The 16,819-nt window shown below is 72.6% G+C and carries 19 protein-coding genes; 9 read left to right on the plus strand and 10 right to left on the minus strand.

Annotation, left to right across the window (positions count from 1 at the left end):
* The first annotated feature begins 23 nt into the window (after positions 1-23).
* From RLT59_RS36385 to RLT59_RS36395, 3 genes are all read left to right on the plus strand, one after another.
* The gene (locus RLT59_RS36385; protein ID WP_311307332.1) at positions 24-1,184 is read left to right on the plus strand and encodes a DUF6236 family protein; all 1,161 of its coding nucleotides are present in this window, start codon (positions 24-26) and stop codon (positions 1,182-1,184) included.
* Between the two features lie 186 nt (positions 1,185-1,370).
* Positions 1,371-1,742, plus strand: coding sequence for a DUF4267 domain-containing protein (locus RLT59_RS36390; RefSeq protein WP_311307333.1), 372 nt, complete (start codon positions 1,371-1,373; stop codon positions 1,740-1,742).
* Positions 1,743-1,776: 34 nt separating this feature from the next.
* Positions 1,777-2,271, plus strand: a complete 495-nt coding sequence (locus RLT59_RS36395) for a cupin domain-containing protein (RefSeq protein WP_311307334.1) — start codon at positions 1,777-1,779, stop codon at positions 2,269-2,271.
* A gap of 19 nt (positions 2,272-2,290) precedes the next feature.
* On the opposite strand, the gene RLT59_RS36400 is transcribed toward RLT59_RS36395, so the two are convergent.
* From RLT59_RS36400 to RLT59_RS36420, 5 genes are all read right to left on the minus strand, one after another.
* Complete coding sequence (locus RLT59_RS36400) at positions 2,291-2,827, minus strand: GNAT family N-acetyltransferase (protein ID WP_311307335.1); 537 nt, start codon at positions 2,825-2,827, stop codon at positions 2,291-2,293.
* A gap of 75 nt (positions 2,828-2,902) precedes the next feature.
* Positions 2,903-3,535, minus strand: coding sequence for a class I SAM-dependent methyltransferase (locus RLT59_RS36405; RefSeq protein ID WP_311307336.1), 633 nt, complete (start codon positions 3,533-3,535; stop codon positions 2,903-2,905).
* 67 nt (positions 3,536-3,602) lie between these two features.
* Positions 3,603-4,616, minus strand: coding sequence for an NAD(P)/FAD-dependent oxidoreductase (locus tag RLT59_RS36410; RefSeq protein WP_311307337.1), 1,014 nt, complete (start codon positions 4,614-4,616; stop codon positions 3,603-3,605).
* Entirely contained in the window at positions 4,613-5,137 is a 525-nt protein-coding gene (locus RLT59_RS36415) for an isoprenylcysteine carboxyl methyltransferase family protein (RefSeq protein WP_311307338.1), read from the minus strand. The genes RLT59_RS36410 and RLT59_RS36415 overlap by 4 nt, the downstream gene beginning before the upstream one ends.
* Positions 5,138-5,149: 12 nt before the next feature.
* The gene (locus tag RLT59_RS36420; RefSeq protein ID WP_311307339.1) at positions 5,150-6,205 is read right to left on the minus strand and encodes a type III polyketide synthase; all 1,056 of its coding nucleotides are present in this window, start codon (positions 6,203-6,205) and stop codon (positions 5,150-5,152) included.
* A 150-nt stretch (positions 6,206-6,355) separates the two neighbouring features.
* Between RLT59_RS36420 and RLT59_RS36425 the strand changes: the two genes are divergently transcribed.
* The gene (locus RLT59_RS36425) at positions 6,356-7,225 is read left to right on the plus strand and encodes a UbiA family prenyltransferase (RefSeq protein ID WP_311307340.1); all 870 of its coding nucleotides are present in this window, start codon (positions 6,356-6,358) and stop codon (positions 7,223-7,225) included.
* 27 nt (positions 7,226-7,252) lie between these two features.
* On the opposite strand, the gene RLT59_RS36430 is transcribed toward RLT59_RS36425, so the two are convergent.
* The 3 genes from RLT59_RS36430 to RLT59_RS36440 form a co-directional block, all read right to left on the minus strand.
* Positions 7,253-7,402, minus strand: a complete 150-nt coding sequence (locus RLT59_RS36430; RefSeq protein ID WP_311307341.1) for a hypothetical protein — start codon at positions 7,400-7,402, stop codon at positions 7,253-7,255.
* 117 nt (positions 7,403-7,519) lie between these two features.
* Positions 7,520-8,254 carry an SDR family NAD(P)-dependent oxidoreductase gene (locus RLT59_RS36435; RefSeq protein WP_311307342.1) on the minus strand — a complete coding sequence of 245 codons (735 nt, stop codon included), beginning with the start codon at positions 8,252-8,254 and terminating at the stop codon, positions 7,520-7,522.
* A 184-nt stretch (positions 8,255-8,438) separates the two neighbouring features.
* Complete coding sequence (locus RLT59_RS36440) at positions 8,439-8,621, minus strand: DUF6381 family protein (RefSeq protein ID WP_311307343.1); 183 nt, start codon at positions 8,619-8,621, stop codon at positions 8,439-8,441.
* Positions 8,622-8,793: 172 nt separating this feature from the next.
* On the opposite strand from RLT59_RS36440, the gene RLT59_RS36445 reads away from it, so the two are divergent.
* Positions 8,794-9,504, plus strand: coding sequence for a ribonuclease H family protein (locus RLT59_RS36445; protein WP_311307344.1), 711 nt, complete (start codon positions 8,794-8,796; stop codon positions 9,502-9,504).
* A gap of 124 nt (positions 9,505-9,628) precedes the next feature.
* Entirely contained in the window at positions 9,629-10,369 is a 741-nt protein-coding gene (locus RLT59_RS36450; RefSeq protein ID WP_311307345.1) for a CDP-alcohol phosphatidyltransferase family protein, read from the plus strand.
* Here the strand turns inward: RLT59_RS36450 and RLT59_RS36455 are convergent.
* Positions 10,338-10,784, minus strand: coding sequence for an FAD synthase family protein (locus RLT59_RS36455; protein ID WP_073738042.1), 447 nt, complete (start codon positions 10,782-10,784; stop codon positions 10,338-10,340). The two genes, RLT59_RS36450 and RLT59_RS36455, sit on opposite strands and share 32 nt — an antisense overlap.
* A gap of 214 nt (positions 10,785-10,998) precedes the next feature.
* Between RLT59_RS36455 and RLT59_RS36460 the strand changes: the two genes are divergently transcribed.
* The 3 genes from RLT59_RS36460 to RLT59_RS36470 are packed head-to-tail and all read left to right on the plus strand — an operon-like array spanning position 10,999 to position 15,307.
* On the plus strand, positions 10,999-12,282 hold the full coding sequence (locus tag RLT59_RS36460; RefSeq protein WP_311307346.1) for a glycosyltransferase: 1,284 nt from the start codon (positions 10,999-11,001) through the stop codon (positions 12,280-12,282).
* A complete protein-coding gene (locus RLT59_RS36465) occupies positions 12,279-14,066 on the plus strand; it encodes a P-loop NTPase family protein (protein WP_311307347.1) in 1,788 nt (595 codons plus the stop codon). The genes RLT59_RS36460 and RLT59_RS36465 overlap by 4 nt, the downstream gene beginning before the upstream one ends.
* On the plus strand, positions 14,063-15,307 hold the full coding sequence (locus tag RLT59_RS36470; protein WP_311307348.1) for an MATE family efflux transporter: 1,245 nt from the start codon (positions 14,063-14,065) through the stop codon (positions 15,305-15,307). Before RLT59_RS36465 ends, RLT59_RS36470 begins: the two co-directional genes overlap by 4 nt.
* Here the strand turns inward: RLT59_RS36470 and RLT59_RS36475 are convergent.
* Entirely contained in the window at positions 15,276-16,790 is a 1,515-nt protein-coding gene (locus RLT59_RS36475; protein ID WP_311307349.1) for a hypothetical protein, read from the minus strand. The two genes, RLT59_RS36470 and RLT59_RS36475, sit on opposite strands and share 32 nt — an antisense overlap.
* Positions 16,791-16,819: the final 29 nt, after the last annotated feature.

Raw genomic sequence — 16,819 nt, forward strand, 5'->3', positions numbered from 1 at the left:
GCCGCGACGGGGAGGAGCCGATCGTGCGGGACATCGCTCTGTACTACCCGTACATCCACGTCCGTGACGAGCGGGGGCTCAAAGCGGCGGCGCTGTACTGGCCCCGGATCGCGCGTGTGGTCCCGGAGGGGTACCCGACAGCCGACACGGACACCGCCCGCGTTCTTGACGACGAACTCCGGTTCATCGTCCCGGTGCCCCCGGACGCCGCCGCCCGGACCGTCGCGCCGGTCTTCCTGGAGGTTCTCGACGCCCACCACGACCGACTGGTGGTCGCGCTGGGAGGCCCCGTGGCCCGGAGCCGGATCGGTGACGCCACAATCGCCCCCTACGCCGGTGCCCAGCACCGGGTGAACGCCGGGCTGGCGGCCGTGCACCGGGACGAGATGGCGGCCGGCCTGGGCGAGGCGCTGATCAGCGCGGGGCTGGCCGTCGAAGCCACCAGGGCCTCGCCCGGCGGCGGGCCGCTGCTGCACTGGATAGCCATGCACCCGCGCCTGGCCTGGATCTACAAGTGCGTTCTGAGCGCGCAGATCGCCGGGACGGGACAGTTCACACCCGCCACCGACCAGGACGACGCTCACCTGTCGCTCCACAAGTGGTCGGGCGATCTCCTCCTTTCGGCGCTGGCGGGTACGCCACCTGACGACGGCGCCCTGCCTGACCCGACGGACGCCGTCGGGCTGCTCGCGATCCGCACGGTGCTGCCGCGGGATCTGGACGCGGTCGTGGCCGGCAGGATCGCAGCCGTACGCCGTCGCCACCGGGCGGAGTTCGAAGCCTTTCACGCCGCTGTCGGTGATGTTGTGGATCTGTTGCGCGACCGGCTGGCCGATGTCTCGCTGCCCGCCGCGCAGTTGCAGTACACCGCGATCGAGGTCGAGCGCCGCTTCGATACGCCGCTCATGGAACTGCGCAGCGCGTTGAAGAGCGCACGGATCGACACCGTGTTCAGCGCCGCCAATCTCAAGTTCGACCTGCCGGCCGGAATCGCTGCCGTCGGCGGCGGCGCACTGGCCGGACAGCCTCTCATCGGTGCGGCCGTCGGTGCGGCCTTCGGCCTGTCGGCCCTCCGTCGGACGGTTGGCCGGGACCGCGGCGATCTCCGCGCCGACGCTCCCGTCGCCAGCTACCTCCTCAGCGTCGAGCAGGCCCTCGCCCCCGGTCGCTCCTGCGACGCCTGACCCTGCGCGGGTGAGACCCACGAGCAAGGAGACCGGGGCGAAGCCTCAAGGCCGCTGAACGCGACTCCAGCTGTTCCGGCATGACAGCAGAGGAAGCACGGATTTTGTATAGCGATGCTAGGAATACTTTCGATGACATGCTAGTGTCGACATAATTCCTTGCGGTGCTAGAAATGGAAACGAATCATGCTCGCGCCCCTCGCCTACGGCTTGGCCATCCTGCTCAACGTGATGATCATCTTCATCGGGGTGCGGTTTCTGGTGGTGCCGCACCCCGCTGCCGCCGCCTACGGGGTGCCGGCGAAGGAGAACGGGGATGCGGCCTACCTGTCCATCAAGGGCGTGCGCGACCTCAGTTACGGCATACTCGGCTTCGCTCTGCTGGCCCTCGCGAGTGCTCAGACCGCCGGATGGTTCATGCTGGTCGTCACCATCGCCCCGCTCGGTGACACCCTCATCGTTCTGCGCAACGGCGGCACCAGGGCGGTCGCGTTCGGCATCCACTTCGCCACAGCCGTGGTCATGCTCATCAACGCGGCTCTCCTCTTCGCCGTCTGACGCGAGAACCCGCCCCTCCCGATTGGAGTCACAGATGTCGCTCATCGTTCCGGACTTCGACGAGTCCGTCGTCGTCCGCTCCGCCGACGCCGAAGTGATCGGCCGGGCGCCCACCACCATCAGGCTGCTGGCCGACAGCAGTTCGACCGGCGGAGCGCTGTCCACCCAGCGGGTCAGCCTGGTCAACGGTGCGGACGGCGCGAAGCCGCACCATCACTCGCGGTCGGCCGAGCTGTTCTACGTACTGGATGGCACGGCCCAACTGCTCTCGGGCGAACAGCTCGTGACCGCCAAACGGGGTGACCTCGTCATCGTCCCGCCCGGTCTCGCGCACGCCTTCGCCGCCGCACCCGGAGAGGACGCCGACATCCTCATCGTCATCACCCCGGGCGTCGAACGCTTCGAGTACTTCCGCCACCTGGAGCGCATCGCCTACGGAAAGGTGCCACCGGAGAGCCTGCTCGAAGTCCAGGAGCTGTACGACACCTACTTCCTCAACAGCGAGGCCTGGGCCAGGGCGAGGGGGTGAACGGCTCAGGCGCACCCGGTCATCGTGCCGGGGGCCGGACGCCGAACCACTGCTCGGCGCCGAAGGCCTGATACCGCTCCACCTCGGTGAATCCCAGCTTGGCCGCGAGGCGCATCGAGGCCTTGTTGGCGGACTGGGTGCGGAGCACCACCGCCTCGCCGGGGAGCTCGCCGGCCAGCCAGGCAAGGGCCGCCGCGCACGCCTCCGCCGCGTACCCGTGTCCCCACGCCTGCGGCAGGAACAGGTAGCCGAGCTCGCTCCTCCCGATGTCCGGGCGGATGTGCCCCGGACGCTCCGCGTGCGGATCGAGCAGGATCGTGCCGATCGCCGCCCCGTCGAGCTCGACGACGAAGAAGCCGGGGCGCCGTCCGGGCACTTCGGGCACCGTGCGTTCGAGCTCCTCGCGCGGCTGCGGGCCACCGAGGTACGTGGTCACCTCCGGCGAGGCGTTCAGCTCGATGGTCACCGCACGGTCCCGCGCCTCGGACTGACGCAGTACGAGGCGCTCGGTCCGTATCGGGGCGGTCGGCCAGGTCGGGGGCCGGGTATCAGTCATGCCGCGCCACTTAACCAGCAAGCCCGACGATGATCAAGGTTCGCTCTGTGAGCTCTGCGGGTTCCGCGGGTTCCGTCAGCTCCGGCGGGCGAGCAGGAACAGGTGGGGTTCGGGCACGGCCGCCGGATGGGCCGGTGTGAACACGCTGCTGCTCTCCGACAGGAGCGTGAATCCGGCCCCGGTCACCAGCGCGGTGAATTCCGCGGGCCCGAAGCTGGTCACCCGCGCGGGCCGCCCCATGAACTCACCGCTCACGTCCTCCAGGTCCAACGGGACTGTCGCTACGGCCAGATGGCCGCCGGTCCGCAACGCCCGCCCGAGCCGGGCCAGCACCGCCGACTGGTCGGCGCGCGGCATCTGGAGGAGTGAGAAATACACGCAAGCGGCGTCGAAACTCCCGTCCTCCAGAGGCAGCTCGCGGATATCGGCACAGCGGAACTCGGCCCGGGGCACCTGCCTGGACGCGATGTCCACCATGACCGGCGAGACATCGACGCCGAACACCTCATGGCCGGCGCCGGTCAGGGTCTGTGCGGTCGGCCGTCCGGTGCCGCTGCCGACGTCCAGTACCCGGCTGTGCGGTGTCAGGTGCTCCAGCAGCAGCGCCAGCGAGGCTCGGTGTGCGGCCGATCCGGCGAACGCCTGCTCGTACTCGGCGCCGATGGCATCGAACAACGATGCGGCGGTGGACTGTTGACCTGCATCCATGACGATCCACTCTCTCCCGGGCCATGTCACCGGCCCCCGTGACGACAGTATTCGCACCCATCGTGGATTACTGCAACGCGTGTACGGCCGCCCCGAAGGCGGCTGGTGCGCGGTATGCGACGGGGACGATCAGGCGTGCGGTCGCCGGATGCCGTGCCATCGCCAACAATCCCTCGGTGAGCAGGCGGTGACGCCAAGTCAGGCTCCGCCACCGGGCCGGGTAGTCCTGTGGCCGGCCGGCCGCCACCGCGTCCACCGCGGCCTCGGCCGTCGCCAGGGCCAGCGCCACCCCCTCTCCGGTCAGCGCGTCCACATAGCCCGCGGCGTCACCGACCAGCAGAACCCGGCCGGCCCGTCGGTCCAACGCCCGCCGGAGCAGCGGTCCGGCGCCGCGTACGGGCCCAGCCTCCCGGCCGGCGAGCGAGGCGGCCAGCCGGGGGAAGGCCGTCAGATGCTCCTCGTAGGAGCGCCGTTCCCGGCTGAGTACGGCCACCCCCACCAGACCGTCCCCGAGCGGCGTCACGTACGCCTCCCCGCGCCGGGACCAGTGGACCTCCACGAACTCCGTCCACGGGGCGATCCGGTAGTGCCGGCGCTGCCCGTACCGGCGTACCGCCGCGCCCGGTCCGTCCAGGCCGAGTTCGCGGCGGAGCGGCGAGTGCAGCCCGTCCGCCGCGACCAGCCAGCGTGCCGTCAGCCCGCCCGCGTTGACCCGGTCGTCGCTCTGCGTCACGCCGGAGAGCTTGCCCGGCACGATCCGGACGCCGAGCTCCACCGCGCGGCCGTGCAGGGCGGTGTGCAGCTCGGTCCGCCGCACGCCGAGCCCCGTCCGCCCCCGGAACGCCGCCTCCGCGCTGCGCGTCCCCTCCAGGTACCGGATGCCGCGCAGCCGGTGCCCGGACACCTCGACGCCGAGGGCGCGCAGGGCGGCGACCCCGCTGGGCATGATGCCCTCGCCGCAGGCCTTGTCGATGGGGGAGGCACGGGGTTCGACCACGACCGTCTCCAGGCCCAGCCGGGCCGCCCGGATCGCCGCCGCCAGACCGGCCGGACCGCCGCCCGCCACCAGCACGTCGATCACGCCGTCACGTCCGCCGGCGCGGCGGTCAGAGCCGCCTCCTCGCACCTCACCCGTACGGTCATGAGCGCCGCGTTGAGCACGGTGAAGAGCGCCGCGGTCAGCCACGCACCGTGGACGAGCGGCAGCGCGAGCCCCTCGGTGGCGACGGCGGCGTAGTTCGGGTGGCGCAGCAGCCGGTACGGCCCGCCGGTCACCAGCGGCAGTCCCGGAACGACGATCACGCGGGTGTTCCACCGGTGGCCGAGCGTACGGATGCACCACCAGCGCAGGCCCTGTGCGGCCACCACCACGGCCACCATCGCCCAGCCGAGCAGCGGTACGAACGGCCGGTCCGCCAGTTGGACTTCCACGAGACAGCCCAGCAGCAGGGCCGTGTGCAGCGCGACCATCGCCGGGTAGTGGGCGCGGCCGGTCTCGACACCGCCCCGGGCCAGTGCCCAGCGGGAGTTGCGGAGCGCGACGACGAGTTCGGCCAGCCGTTCGCCCGCCACGGCCAGCACCAGCGCTGTGTACCAGATCATGTGTCCTCCGACCTACCAGCGCAGCAGCACCAGTTCGCAGCAGAATCCCGGTCCCATCGCCAACAGCAGCCCCGGCGACCCCGGCTCCGGCCCCCGTTGTTCCAGCGTGTCCCGCAGGACGTGGAGCACGGAGGAGGACGAGAGGTTCCCCACCTCGGCCAGCGAGCGCCAGGTGACGTCGAGAGCGCCGTCGGGGAGCGAGAGGACCTCGGAGACGGCCTCCAGGACCTTCGGACCACCCGGGTGGCACACCCAGTGCGCCACGTCCTTCGGCTTGAGCCCGTGCTCCGTCAGGAAGTCGCTTACGTCGTCGGCGAGATACCGGCGCACGACGTCGGGGACGGCCGGATCGAGCAGCACCTTGAAGCCGGAACCGCGGATATCCCAGCCCATCACGTGCCCGGTGTCCGGATACATGCGGCTGCGGGTCGCCACCACCTGCGGCCCCGCCCCGGCCGCCCGGCCCGCGCCGAGGGCCACCACGGCGGCCGCCCCGTCACCGAACAGCGCGGTCGCCACCAGGTTTGCCATCGACGCGTCGTGGCGCTGGAACGTCAGGGAGCACAGCTCCACCGAGAGGAGCACCGCCACGTCGTCCGGGTGGCCGAGCAGGTAGTCGTGCAGCCGGGCCACCCCGGCGGCCCCGGCCACGCAGCCGAGCCCGAAGACCGGCAGCCGCTTCACATCGGGGCGCAGACCGAGCCGCCCCACCAGCCGGGCATCGACCGAGGGGGCGGCCACCCCGGTGACGGACGTGAACATCAGGAGGTCCACGTCCTCCGGCCGCAGCCCGGCCGTCCGCAGCGCCCCGCGCAGCGCGTCGGCGCCCAGGTCCACGGCCGCGGCGATGAACATGTCGTTGGCGTCGCCGAACCCGTCCAGCTCCGCATACCGCTCCAGGGGCAGCACCATGTTCCGGGCACGCACCCGGGCGTTCTCGTGCAGCCGGTCCAGCACCCGCCGGTCGGCCCCGGGCGGCAGACAGGTGCGGGCCACCATGTCGGTGACCTCGTGCTGGGTGTGGCGATACGGAGCCGGGGTGCCGTGAACGGCGGCGATCCGGGTCATCCCGGGTCCTGGTGGCGAGGCGTCATGGCCCAACCCTGCCCCACTCGGCGGACAAAACGCCGCAAAAGTGCCGGGCATGGCAGGCGAAACGTCGCAAACGGCCCGTGTGGCTGTCATGTTCCTCCGGCGTGGAGTACCTACGATCACCGGATGGGTACCCCAGACCCGCCGCGCGTCTACGCCGCGACCGGCTGGCCGCCGCGCCGTACGACGGCACTCGCCCGCTCCTGCCACCCGGGCCCGGTGGTCGCGGTGAGCGCGCTGGCCGGCGCCCTCGGCTTCGGGGCGGGCCTCGACGGGGTCCGCCGCGTGCTTCTCGTCGCAGCGGTGCTGAGCGGTCAGCTCTCGGTGGGATGGTGCAACGACGCGTTCGACGCGCGGCGGGACGCCGCGTCCGGCCGTCGCGGCAAGCCGGTGGCCGACGGGTCCGTGAGCCGCCGGGCGGTGTGGACGGCGGCGTTCACCGCCGCGCTGCTGTGCGTTCCGCTCTCGCTGGCCTGCGGACCGCTCGCCGGTACCGTGCACCTGGCCGCGGTGGCGGCGGCCTGGTCGTACAACCTGGGACTGAAGGCGACGGTCCTGTCCTGGCTGCCGTACGTCATCGGTTTCGCCGCCCTGCCCGCGGTGGCCGCCCTGACCCTGCCCGGCAGTGCGGGCCCAGCCTGGTGGGCCGTCACGGCCGGTGCGCTGCTGGGTCTGGCCGCCCATCTGGGCGATGTGCTCCCCGACATCGACGACGACCTGCGCAACGGGGTGTGCGGGCTGCCCCACCGGCTCGGTGCCACCGCCACCCGGCTGCTGCTGCCGGTGCCGCTGGTGGCGGCCTCCGCGGTCCTGGCGTTCGGCCCGGCCGGACCGCCGGGCCGGTGGGGAGCGGTGACCCTGGCGGTGGCGGCGCCGGTCGCGCTGGCCGGGCTGGTGCTCGGCCGGTACTGGCGCGAGGCCGCCCTCGCCGCCGCCGTGGTCGTGGCGGCGGCCGATGTGGCACTGCTGCTGGTGCGCGGCGCCGCCCCGCTGTGACCTGGACCGGGGCCGGCCGCTGAAGCCTCACACCGTGCGCAGCCATGCGTCCAGCTGCCGGAAGTCCGCGTCGGTGAGACCGCGCCCGGGGTCGACGCGGTGGAGCAGGGCCCGCCCGCCGTGGTGCGCGGCCACCCACCTCCGGTCCGCCGCACCGATCTCGTCGTCGACCCACACGAAGGCCCGCCCGGCGGCCCGGTCGCCGGGCCGAACGGCAGGAATGGGCCGTCGACGCCGAGGAAGAGCAGCGGAGCCCCGCCGGAACCGGTCACCGCCGCACCGTACCGCCGGACGTCAGCGGCCGCCCGCCACCCGCAGGATCGCCCCCGTCGTGTAGGACGCGTCGTCCGAGAGCAGCCAGGCGACGGCTCCGGCGACCTCGTCCGGGCGTCCGGGCCGGCCCAGCGGGATGCCGGCCGCGGCCTTGTCGGGGCGCTCGGGGTCCTCGTGGAACTCGGTGCGGATGATGCCGGGCGACACCGCGTTGACCCGGATGCCCGCCGCGGCGGCCTCCTTGGACAGTCCGATGGTCATCGTGTCCACCGCGGCCTTGGCGGCGGCGTAGTGGACGTACTCGCCGGGGCTGCCGAGGGTGGCGGCCGCCGAGGACATGTTCACGATGGCCCCGCCCCCGGTACGGCCCATGTCGCGCACGGCGCGCCGGGCGCAGAGCAGGTACCCGATGACGTTGACGTCCAGGGCGCGCCGGAGCCCGGCCGGGTCTGCGTCCGCGAGCGGGCCCGTCGGGCCGCCGACGCCCGCGTTGTTGACCAGCCCGGTGACCGGGCCGAGCCCGTCGGCCGCCGCCTCGAAGAGCCGGTCGACACCCGACTCGTCGGTCGTGTCCATCCGCACCGTGACGCAGCGCCGGCCCGCCCCGCGTACGGATTCGGCCACGGCCTCCGCGGCCGCCACGTCGGAGCGGTGGCCCAGCGCGATGTCGTGGCCGTCGGCGGCCAGACGCAGACAGACGGCCGCGCCGATCCCGCGGCTGCCGCCGGTGACCACAGTGACCGGATGACGGCTCATGAATTGGTTGCCCCTGAACTCCCGTGCGAGGACCTGGTGGCCCCCGCCGAGGGACCATCGTAGGGAGTGCTGATCGAAGGCCGTCCGGCGACGGTCCGGAAGCGGCCCGTCCGGAAACGGCTCGGTGGACTGTCACCCACTCATGGAAGAGTGACAGTCCACCGGCGGTACACGTGAGGCGGTGCTACACGGGGAGGTCGCTGCCGCCCCGGCCGGCCGGCCGCTCGCTCTGCTCCTGCAGCTTCCGGGCCTTCTCCTGCAGCCGTCGGCGCTGCTCGGGGTCGTTGGTGCGCTCCGCGGCGTCGGTCATGTGCCTGGCCTTCTCGCGCATCTGGTCGGCTCGGCCGGTTTCTCCTGCAACGCTCATCGTCGCTCCTTGGACGGTAGGGAAGAGCGGGCTCACTCAGAGAACCAGCGCTCCGGGACCGCCGCACCCCGAAGCGTTACGTACCGTGAAGGTGCCAGGTGCGACGGGCTCCGGGAGCGGGCCACGGCACCGTCGGGACTCGCGGGCCCGCGACGCTGGCATGATCAGGGGTATGAACGAGCGCATGATCGCCGCGTGTGACGGGGCATCGAAGGGGAATCCGGGGCCCGCGGCCTGGGCATATGTGGTGGCCGACGCGGACGGCAGGCCGTTCCGGTGGGAGGCGGGGCCGCTGGGCACCGCCACCAACAACGTCGCCGAGCTCACCGCGCTCCAGGAGCTGCTGGAGTCCGTGGACCCGGCTGTGGCGCTTGAGGTCCGGATGGATTCGCAGTACGCGATGAACGCCGTCACCAAGTGGCTCCGGGGCTGGAAGCGCAACGGCTGGAAGACCTCGGCCGGCAAACCCGTCGCCAACCGCGAGCTGGTCGTCCGCATCGACGCCCTGCTGACCGGCCGGTCCGTGGAGTTCGTCTACGTGCCCGCCCACCAGGTGGACGGCGACCCGCTGAACGCCCTGGCCGACCAGGCGGCCAGCGAGGTGGCCGTGGCGCAGCGCGCGGCAGGCACCTCCCAGGGTTCGGCGGACCTGCCGGTGCCCGTGGCCGCCCGTGCCTCCGAGGGGCGCCGGACCGGCGGTACGGTGAAAAGCGCGACGAAGAGCCCGGCGAAGAGCACCGGCGGGGCGGCCCGTACCGGTGCCACCATCCGCGCCAGGTACGCGGGGCGGTGCCACTGCGGCAAGCCGTACGCGGCCAAGGACACGATCGCGAAGAACGACCAGGGCTGGGGCCACCCGGAGTGCCGCACCGCCTCCGCCTGAACCGCCTCCGCCCGAACCCTAGGAATCGCCCCGCGCGGCGGGTTCCGCGTGCCATGATGCGGCTCCGGCGGAGCGGTCGACGCGCCGCGGGAGCCGTGGACGACGGCGACACGCTGGGGGGCGTATGGAAAGCACGGGAACGGTGCTGCGTGAACTGCGCGGGGCGCAGAAATCGGCCAAAGGGGTGTCGCTCTACTCGCGGTACGTGAACCGGCCCGCCGGGCGGATCTTCGCGGCCGGCGCCTTCCGATTGGGCATGACGCCCAATCCAGTCACATTGGTGAGCGCGGTGTTCACCTTCGCAGCCGTCGCGTCCGTGGCGCTGGCCAGGCCCACGTGGGCGCTGGCCGTGCTGGTCTACCTGGGGCTCGCCGTGGGGTTCGCGCTGGACTCGGCCGACGGGCAGCTCGCGCGGCTCACCGGCCGGGGAGGCCCCGACGGCGAATGGCTCGACCATGTCGTCGACTGCGCCAAGATGATCCTCGTCCACACCGCCGTACTGATCTCGTTCCACCGCTTCTTCGCCCTGCCGGCGGACGGCTGGCTGCTGCTGCCGCTCGGCTTCCTGTTCGTGGCCGTGCTCACCTTCTGCGCGGGGCTGCTGCGGGAACAGCTCGGGAAGGCGGCCGCCGCCGCCCGGCCGGAGCCGGACGGCGGCGCAGTACCCCCGGGGGCACCCTCCCGGCTGCGGGCCGCGGCGCTGCTGCCGGCCGACTACGGGGTCTTCTGCCTGGTCTTCCTGCTGCTCGGTGACGAGACGGCGTTCCGGATCGGCTATGCCGTGCTCGCCGCCGTGCACGCGCTGTTCCTGGTGGCGTTCCTGGCCAAGTGGTTCAGGGAGCTGAAAGCGCTCCGGGCAGGCTGACCAGCGAGTCCAGCGCCCGGCGCAGCTGGGTGCTGGACGTGTGAACGGTGTACGGGAAGTAGACGACCTCCACGCCGACCTCCGCGAAGTCGCGTTCGAGCCGTCTGCCCTTCTCCGTGTCCCGCCAGTCGTCGCCCTTGAAGATGACGTCGAACCTGACCTGCTGCCAGGTCTCCACCTTGTCGGGGACGGTCTCGACGAACGCGGCGTCCACGTACCGGACGCTCCGTACGATCTCCAGCCGCTCCGGCAGCGGAATGACCGGTCTGTGACCCTTCGCGAGTGCGGCCATCTCGTCCGAGACGACCCCCGCGACGAGGTAGTCGCACTGACTGCGGGCATGCCGCAGGATATTGAGGTGACCTACGTGGAACAGGTCGTAGACACCCGGCGCGTAGCCGACCCTGTGCACCATCCGTTCTCTCCCCCCACGGTGAACGCGATGTCCGTCTCCCACCGGCAGGTTTCCGGACATGGCGTCCGGTCCGGTGGGATATCGGTATCGGTGTTGATCGTGCAACGACCTTACTGTGAAGACCACTTGCGCATCTCGTGAACGGATAAGCTCACTTTTGGGGCTGTTCCTTGGGGGGAACACAGGTGGCTCCGGGGGGGAAGGCGACCGTCCGATGCCAGACGCAGATCAGCTGCCGTACGCGGATCAGCACGAGCCGTTCAGGAACCGCCGCCTGCTGGTCGTCTCGACCAACTACGCGCCGGAGCTGACCGGAATCGGCCCGTACGCCGCACAACTCGCGGAACACTGGGCCGCGTCCGGTGCCGAGACCCATGTGCTGACCGGCATGCCGCACTATCCGTCCTGGCGGACCGAGCCGGAGTACCGGGGCGTGTGGCGGGCAGAGGAGGAGCGTTCGGGGGTGACGGTCCACCGGCGAAGACACTATGTGCCGCCCCGTCAGAGCGCCCTGCGCAGAGCAGCCTTCGAGGCAACCGTCCTCGCGCACGGACTGGTCTCCCCGCCCCGGGTGCGGCCGGACGCGGTGATCTCCCAGATGCCGAGCCTCGCGGGCGGCGTCCTCGGCGCGCGGCTGGCCCGTCACCACCGCGTCCCCTACATACCCGTCGTGCAGGACCTGATGGGCGCCGCCGCCGCGCAGAGCGGAGTCCGCGGCGGGGACAGGGCGGCGGCGGTGGCGTCCCGGGCCGAGCGGTACGCGCTGAGTGCTGCCGCGCTCGTCGGCGTCATCCACGAGAGCTTCGTCCCCCGGGTCACCGCCTACGGAGTGGACCCGGAACGCATCCGGCTCGTCCCCAACTGGACCCATGTGAAGCCCCCTTCGGCCGACCGTGCCGTGACCAGGGCGCGTCTCGGCTGGGACGAGGGCGCCCCGGTGGTCCTGCACTCCGGGAACATGGGGCTCAAGCAGGGGCTGGAGGTCCTGGTCGACGCGGCCCGGCTCGCCCCCGGGATACGCGTCGTGCTGATGGGCGACGGCAACCAGCGCGAAGCCCTCCTGGCGCGCGCGGCCGGGCTGCCCAACGTCGAGTTCCGGCCGGCGGCGGAGGCCGACGAGTTCACCGACGTGCTGGCCGCCGCCGACGTCCTCGCCGTGACCCAGCGCGCGTCCGTACTCGACATGAGCGTGCCCTCCAAGCTGACCTCGTACCTCGTCTCCGGCCGGCCCGTCGTAGCCTCCGTGGCGGAGGAGGGCGGCACCGCCCAGGAGGTGCAGCGCTCTGGAGCCGGGCTGCTCGTCGCGCCGGAGGACCCGGCCGCGGTGCTGGCGGCCGTCCGCAAACTCGTCGAGCAGCCGGCCGCCGCCGACGAACTCGGCGCCCACGGCCCCCGCTACGTGGCACAGCACCTCGGCCGGGAAGCCGGTCTCGCCCGCTTCGACGCACTGCTCACCGAGGTCCTTCAGGACGCCGCCCAAGGGAGACCACGCCGATGACCCAGCCGATCCGTGCCCTGGAGGACCAGGACGAACCCGCCCTGCTGCGGGATCAGTTCAGGCAGCTCCTGCGCTACCGCGTCCTGCTCGTGTGCGGCGTGCTGCTCGGGCTGCTCGGCGGCGGCTGGCTCGCCCTGAGCGGCGAGGACACCTACACCTCCGTCGGGGAGGTATCGGTGCGCTCGGCCACCTCCGACCCGTTCGCGGCGGGCGCCTCGGCCGACAAAGGCATCAACATCGGCTCCGAACGACAGACCGCCGTCAGCGACGTCGTGGGCACCGTCGCCGTCGGCTCGCTGGTCAAGCACGGCGACCGGATCGAGGTCGGCAAGCTGCTGACCGGCCTCCAGGTCACCAACCCGCCCAACACCCTGGTGCTCAGGTTCTCCTACACCGCCCGCGACCCGGAACAGGCCAGGGCGCGCGCCCAGGCACTCGCCGAGGCCTACCTGGAGATCCGCCGCGAGCGCACCGAGAACAGCATCGACAACATGGTCGACGGCTACCGCGCCCAGCTGAAGCCGCTCACGGAGCAGCGCGACCGACTGGCCGAGCAGGAGACCGGTACCGTCGGCAGCGACGTCACCAGCGCCCGCGCCAACATCATCGTCGCCATCTCCGAACTGAGCCAGAAGATCTCGGAGTTGCGCGCCCTCGACACCACGCCCGGCTACCTGAACAAGAAGCCCGTCGCGCCCGAGCGGCCCACCGGCGCGGGACTGCCCCTGCTCCTCGGGCTCGGCGGCGTCGTCGGACTCGCCCTCGGCCTGCTGCTGTCCTGGGTGCGGCTCGTCTTCGACCCGGCGGTCCGCTCCACCAAGGAACTCGTCCGCTCGCTCGGTGCCCCGCTGCTCGGCACCCTGCCCCGGGAACGCGCCGGGGCGGGCCGGCTGCTCGCCATCGGACGCGGCGGCAGCCGGCTGGCGGAGGAGTACCGTGCGGTGGCCTTCCGGCTCGCGTACGACCCCTCGTTCGCCGAGCGGCGACGGCTCCTGGTCACGGCGCCCCGAGGGGACAACGCCATGGCCGCCGCCGCGGCGGTCAACCTTGCGGCCGCCTTCGCGGAGATGGGGCGTGACGTCCTGCTGGTCGAGGCCGATCTGCGCACCCCGTCACTGGCCAGGGACCTCGGCGCCGCGAACCGGGGCGGGCGGCCCCGCTGGTCCGCCGAGCGCGCCGAGCGCGGCTGGCCCTCGGACAGCCGCACCAATGTGGACGTGCCCGGCTCCGGGGCCTTCACCCTGGTCGCGGGCCGCCGGATGGACAACGTGCCGCGCGCCCTGACCTCGGCGCCCGTCGGCCGGATCCTCGCGGAGGGCGGCCGGCCCGGAGCCGTCGTCATCGTGCTCGCCCCGCCCGTCCTCTCGTACGCCGACGCCGTCGCGCTCGTCGACCGGGTGGAGGGCGTCGTGGTGGTCTGCGACCCGCGCGAGGTGCACCGCAGCGATCTGGAGCGGATCCGCGAGATCATCGGCGCCGCGGGCGGGTCCGTGCTCGGCACCCTGCTGCACCCCGGTCACGGACGGCTTGAGCGCCGGGGCCGCCGGAAGGCGGCCGAACGCCGCGCCCGTGACGGACGGACACCGGGACCGGGGAGCGACGGACAGGGCGGTCGCGCACAGCCGGACGGACCCGGCCGGACCGGCGGCGGGCGGGCCGGAGACCCCGCGGAGACGCTCGCCCTGCGCACCCTGGACGGCGGCAGCACCTGGCACGGCGGCGGCAACGGCCACCCCGGCGGCAGCGACCACAGCAGTTCCGCGGGACAGCCGGGACAGCGGTGAAGGCACGCACCGCGGTCGTCTGCTCGGTCGCGGACCAGGGGGTGGCGGCGCTCACCAACATCCTGGTCCTGGTGGTGGCGGCCCGGCTCTCCACCGTCTCCGACTTCGCCCGGTTCTCCGGCGTCTACCTGGTCTTCACCGTGCTGCTCGGCGTCTTCGGCGCCTACACCGGTCAGCCGCTGGTGCTGCGCCGGGGCGCCGGAGAGGAGACCCGTGGCGCCTGCCGCTCGGCCGTCGCCTTCACCCTGCTCGTCTCGGCCGTCCTCGGCGGCGCGCTCGCCGGGGTCTGCGCGATGCTAGCGGGAGACACCGCGCGGGCCCTGATGACGCTGGGACTCGTCCTGCCCGTCGTCCTCGCGCAGGACACGTCCCGCTACGCCTTCGCCACGCTCCAGGCCCAGCACCTGGCCCTGGGCGCGGACACGCTCCGGCTGGCCTGCGTGCTGGGCGCGCTGACCGTACAGCCGCACGGCGCCCCGGCCGCCCGGCTCGTCACCGTCTGGGGCCTGTCGGCGCTGCCCGCCCTCCTGCTGTCCGTCACCCTGCTGCACCGGCGGACCGCGAAAACGCCCGTGCGGCTGGCCCCGCTGCTGCGGCGCGGACACCTGGGACGGCGGTTCGTCGTCGAGTTCGGGGTGGGCAACGCCACCAGCCAGCTCTCCGTGCTCGGCCTGGGCGTGGTCGGCAACCCCCTCGTGGTCGGGGCGCTGCGCGGCGCGACCACCCTCTTCGGCCCGCTGAACGTGCTGTTCACCTCCGCCACCGGCTTCGGCCCGCCGCTGCTCGGGCGGCTCGCCACCGACCGGCTGCGGGTGCGGGCGACCGCCGCCCTGGCCGCCGTACTGGCGGCGACCGCCGCCGGCTGGGCGACCGTGCTGGCGCTGCTGCCCGGCTCGGTGGGCCGCCATCTGCTGGGCGACACCTGGCCCACGGCGGCGACGCTCCTCCCCGCGACCGGCAGCCAGTACGCGGCGATGGCCGTCGGCACCTGCGGGCTGCTGGCGCTGAGACTGCTCGATCCGCGCACCACGCTCTCCATCCAGGTGGTCTTCTCGCTCGCCTCGGTGGGCTTCCTGGCCGGCGGCTACTGGCTCGGCGGGGTGCCGGGCGCGGCCTGGGGCCTCTGCCTGGGCTCCGCATGCAAGGCGGTCGCCACCTGGACCCGGGTGGCGAGGCTGAACCGTCGCCGTGCCGCCGAGGGGATCCCGGTCAGCGCGGCCGCTGTCCGTTCCGGTCCCTGAAACTCGTCACCAGTGCCAGGCACAGCGCGGCGATGGCCAGCTTCCCGGCCGCCTGCAGCAGCGGGCCACGCAGCAGGATGAAGGTGTACCCGGCGATCAGCGGCGCGGCGACGGCCAGGACGCTGCCGGGCCCGGGTCCGTCCCGGGAGACCGCCCGCGCGTAACGGCGGTCGGTGCGCGCCGCCGCGTACCCGATCAGGGCGAAGCCGCCGATCATGCCCGGGGTGCCGAAGTCGACCCACAGCTCGGTCCAGAGCGGCGCCGAGAGGTTGGTCATGTTCATCCCCATCCACTGCCCGACCCGGACCCCGGTGTCCTCGGGCTTGCCGCTCCAGGCCGCCCGGGGCACGAAGAAGAAGGCGGAGCCCGCCAGTTGACGGCCGTAGGTGTGGCCCCGGGTGTCGACCCAGGAGATGGTGTTGGCGAACATGACGGTCTGGTCGTAGTCCTTGGTAACCAGCGGCTCGAAGACCGAGGACGACTCGACGGGCCGGTACCCGGATTCGTCGTAGCGGAACCGGTCGGCGTACGGGAACAGCACCAGCGCCCCGATCACCCCCGTCGCCAGCACCGAGCGGTACATCGCCGCGCTGCTCGGGAACGCGGTGAACAGGAGCGAGACCAGCACCGTCAGGAACCAGTAACGGGCGTTGGAAACAGGGTTGTTCACGATCAGGTTCACGATCAGCAGCGCGCACCAGACCAGCACGGTCGACGGCGCGCGACGGGCCCGGCGCGAGGTCACCAGCCGCCGGGTGAAGAAGAGCAGCGCGAGCAGCGCCGGAACCGTGCCGAACCCCTTGAGGAACGCGGAGCCCACATTGGACCCGCCGGACACCACCCCGCTCTCCGCGACCGAGGCGCTGATCTCCTGCCTGCTGGAGAAGAAGACCGCGGGCCCGCCCAGCTTCAGCACGTAGTAGCCGCTCGCGGCGAACGCCAGCAGCACCAGCAGCCGCAGCCGGACCGGGTGCGCGGTGGCCCGGCCACCGCCCCCGCGTGCGGCCGTACGCCTGCGCAGCGGACGCCGGGACGCCAGCAGCGCCCCCAGGTCGAACGCCGCGCACCCCACCAGCACGAGCGCGATCGCGGTCACCAGATCGGAGCGCGGCCCGACCATAGGAGTCGGGGTCTGCCCGATCACCGCCTGGGCGAACGGGGCCACCCCCATCGAGATGTACACGAACATCCAGAAGACGCCCTGGAGCAGCCGGCGCCGGGTGGAGAGGATCATGGTCGCCAGCCGCGCCCCCGAATAGCAGGTCAGCACGAGTTGGAGCCAGTACCCGGTGTCCCGGGTCCCGCTCCCGGGCTGCGCGGCGATCAGCGCGGGCAGGAAGCAGACCAGGCCGAGGATGAGCGGTACGGCCATCGCCCGCGACAGCATCGCCCAGGACATGGGCTTGGCGGGCAGCTCCACCGGACTCGGCGGACCGCCCCCCAGGACGGGACCGGACGGCGCCACCCCGTGCACGGACGTCATCTGTTCCCCGTTCCGTGAGCGTGTGAACA

Source organism: Streptomyces sp. ITFR-6, assembly GCF_031844725.1.
Lineage (GTDB): Bacteria > Actinomycetota > Actinomycetes > Streptomycetales > Streptomycetaceae > Streptomyces.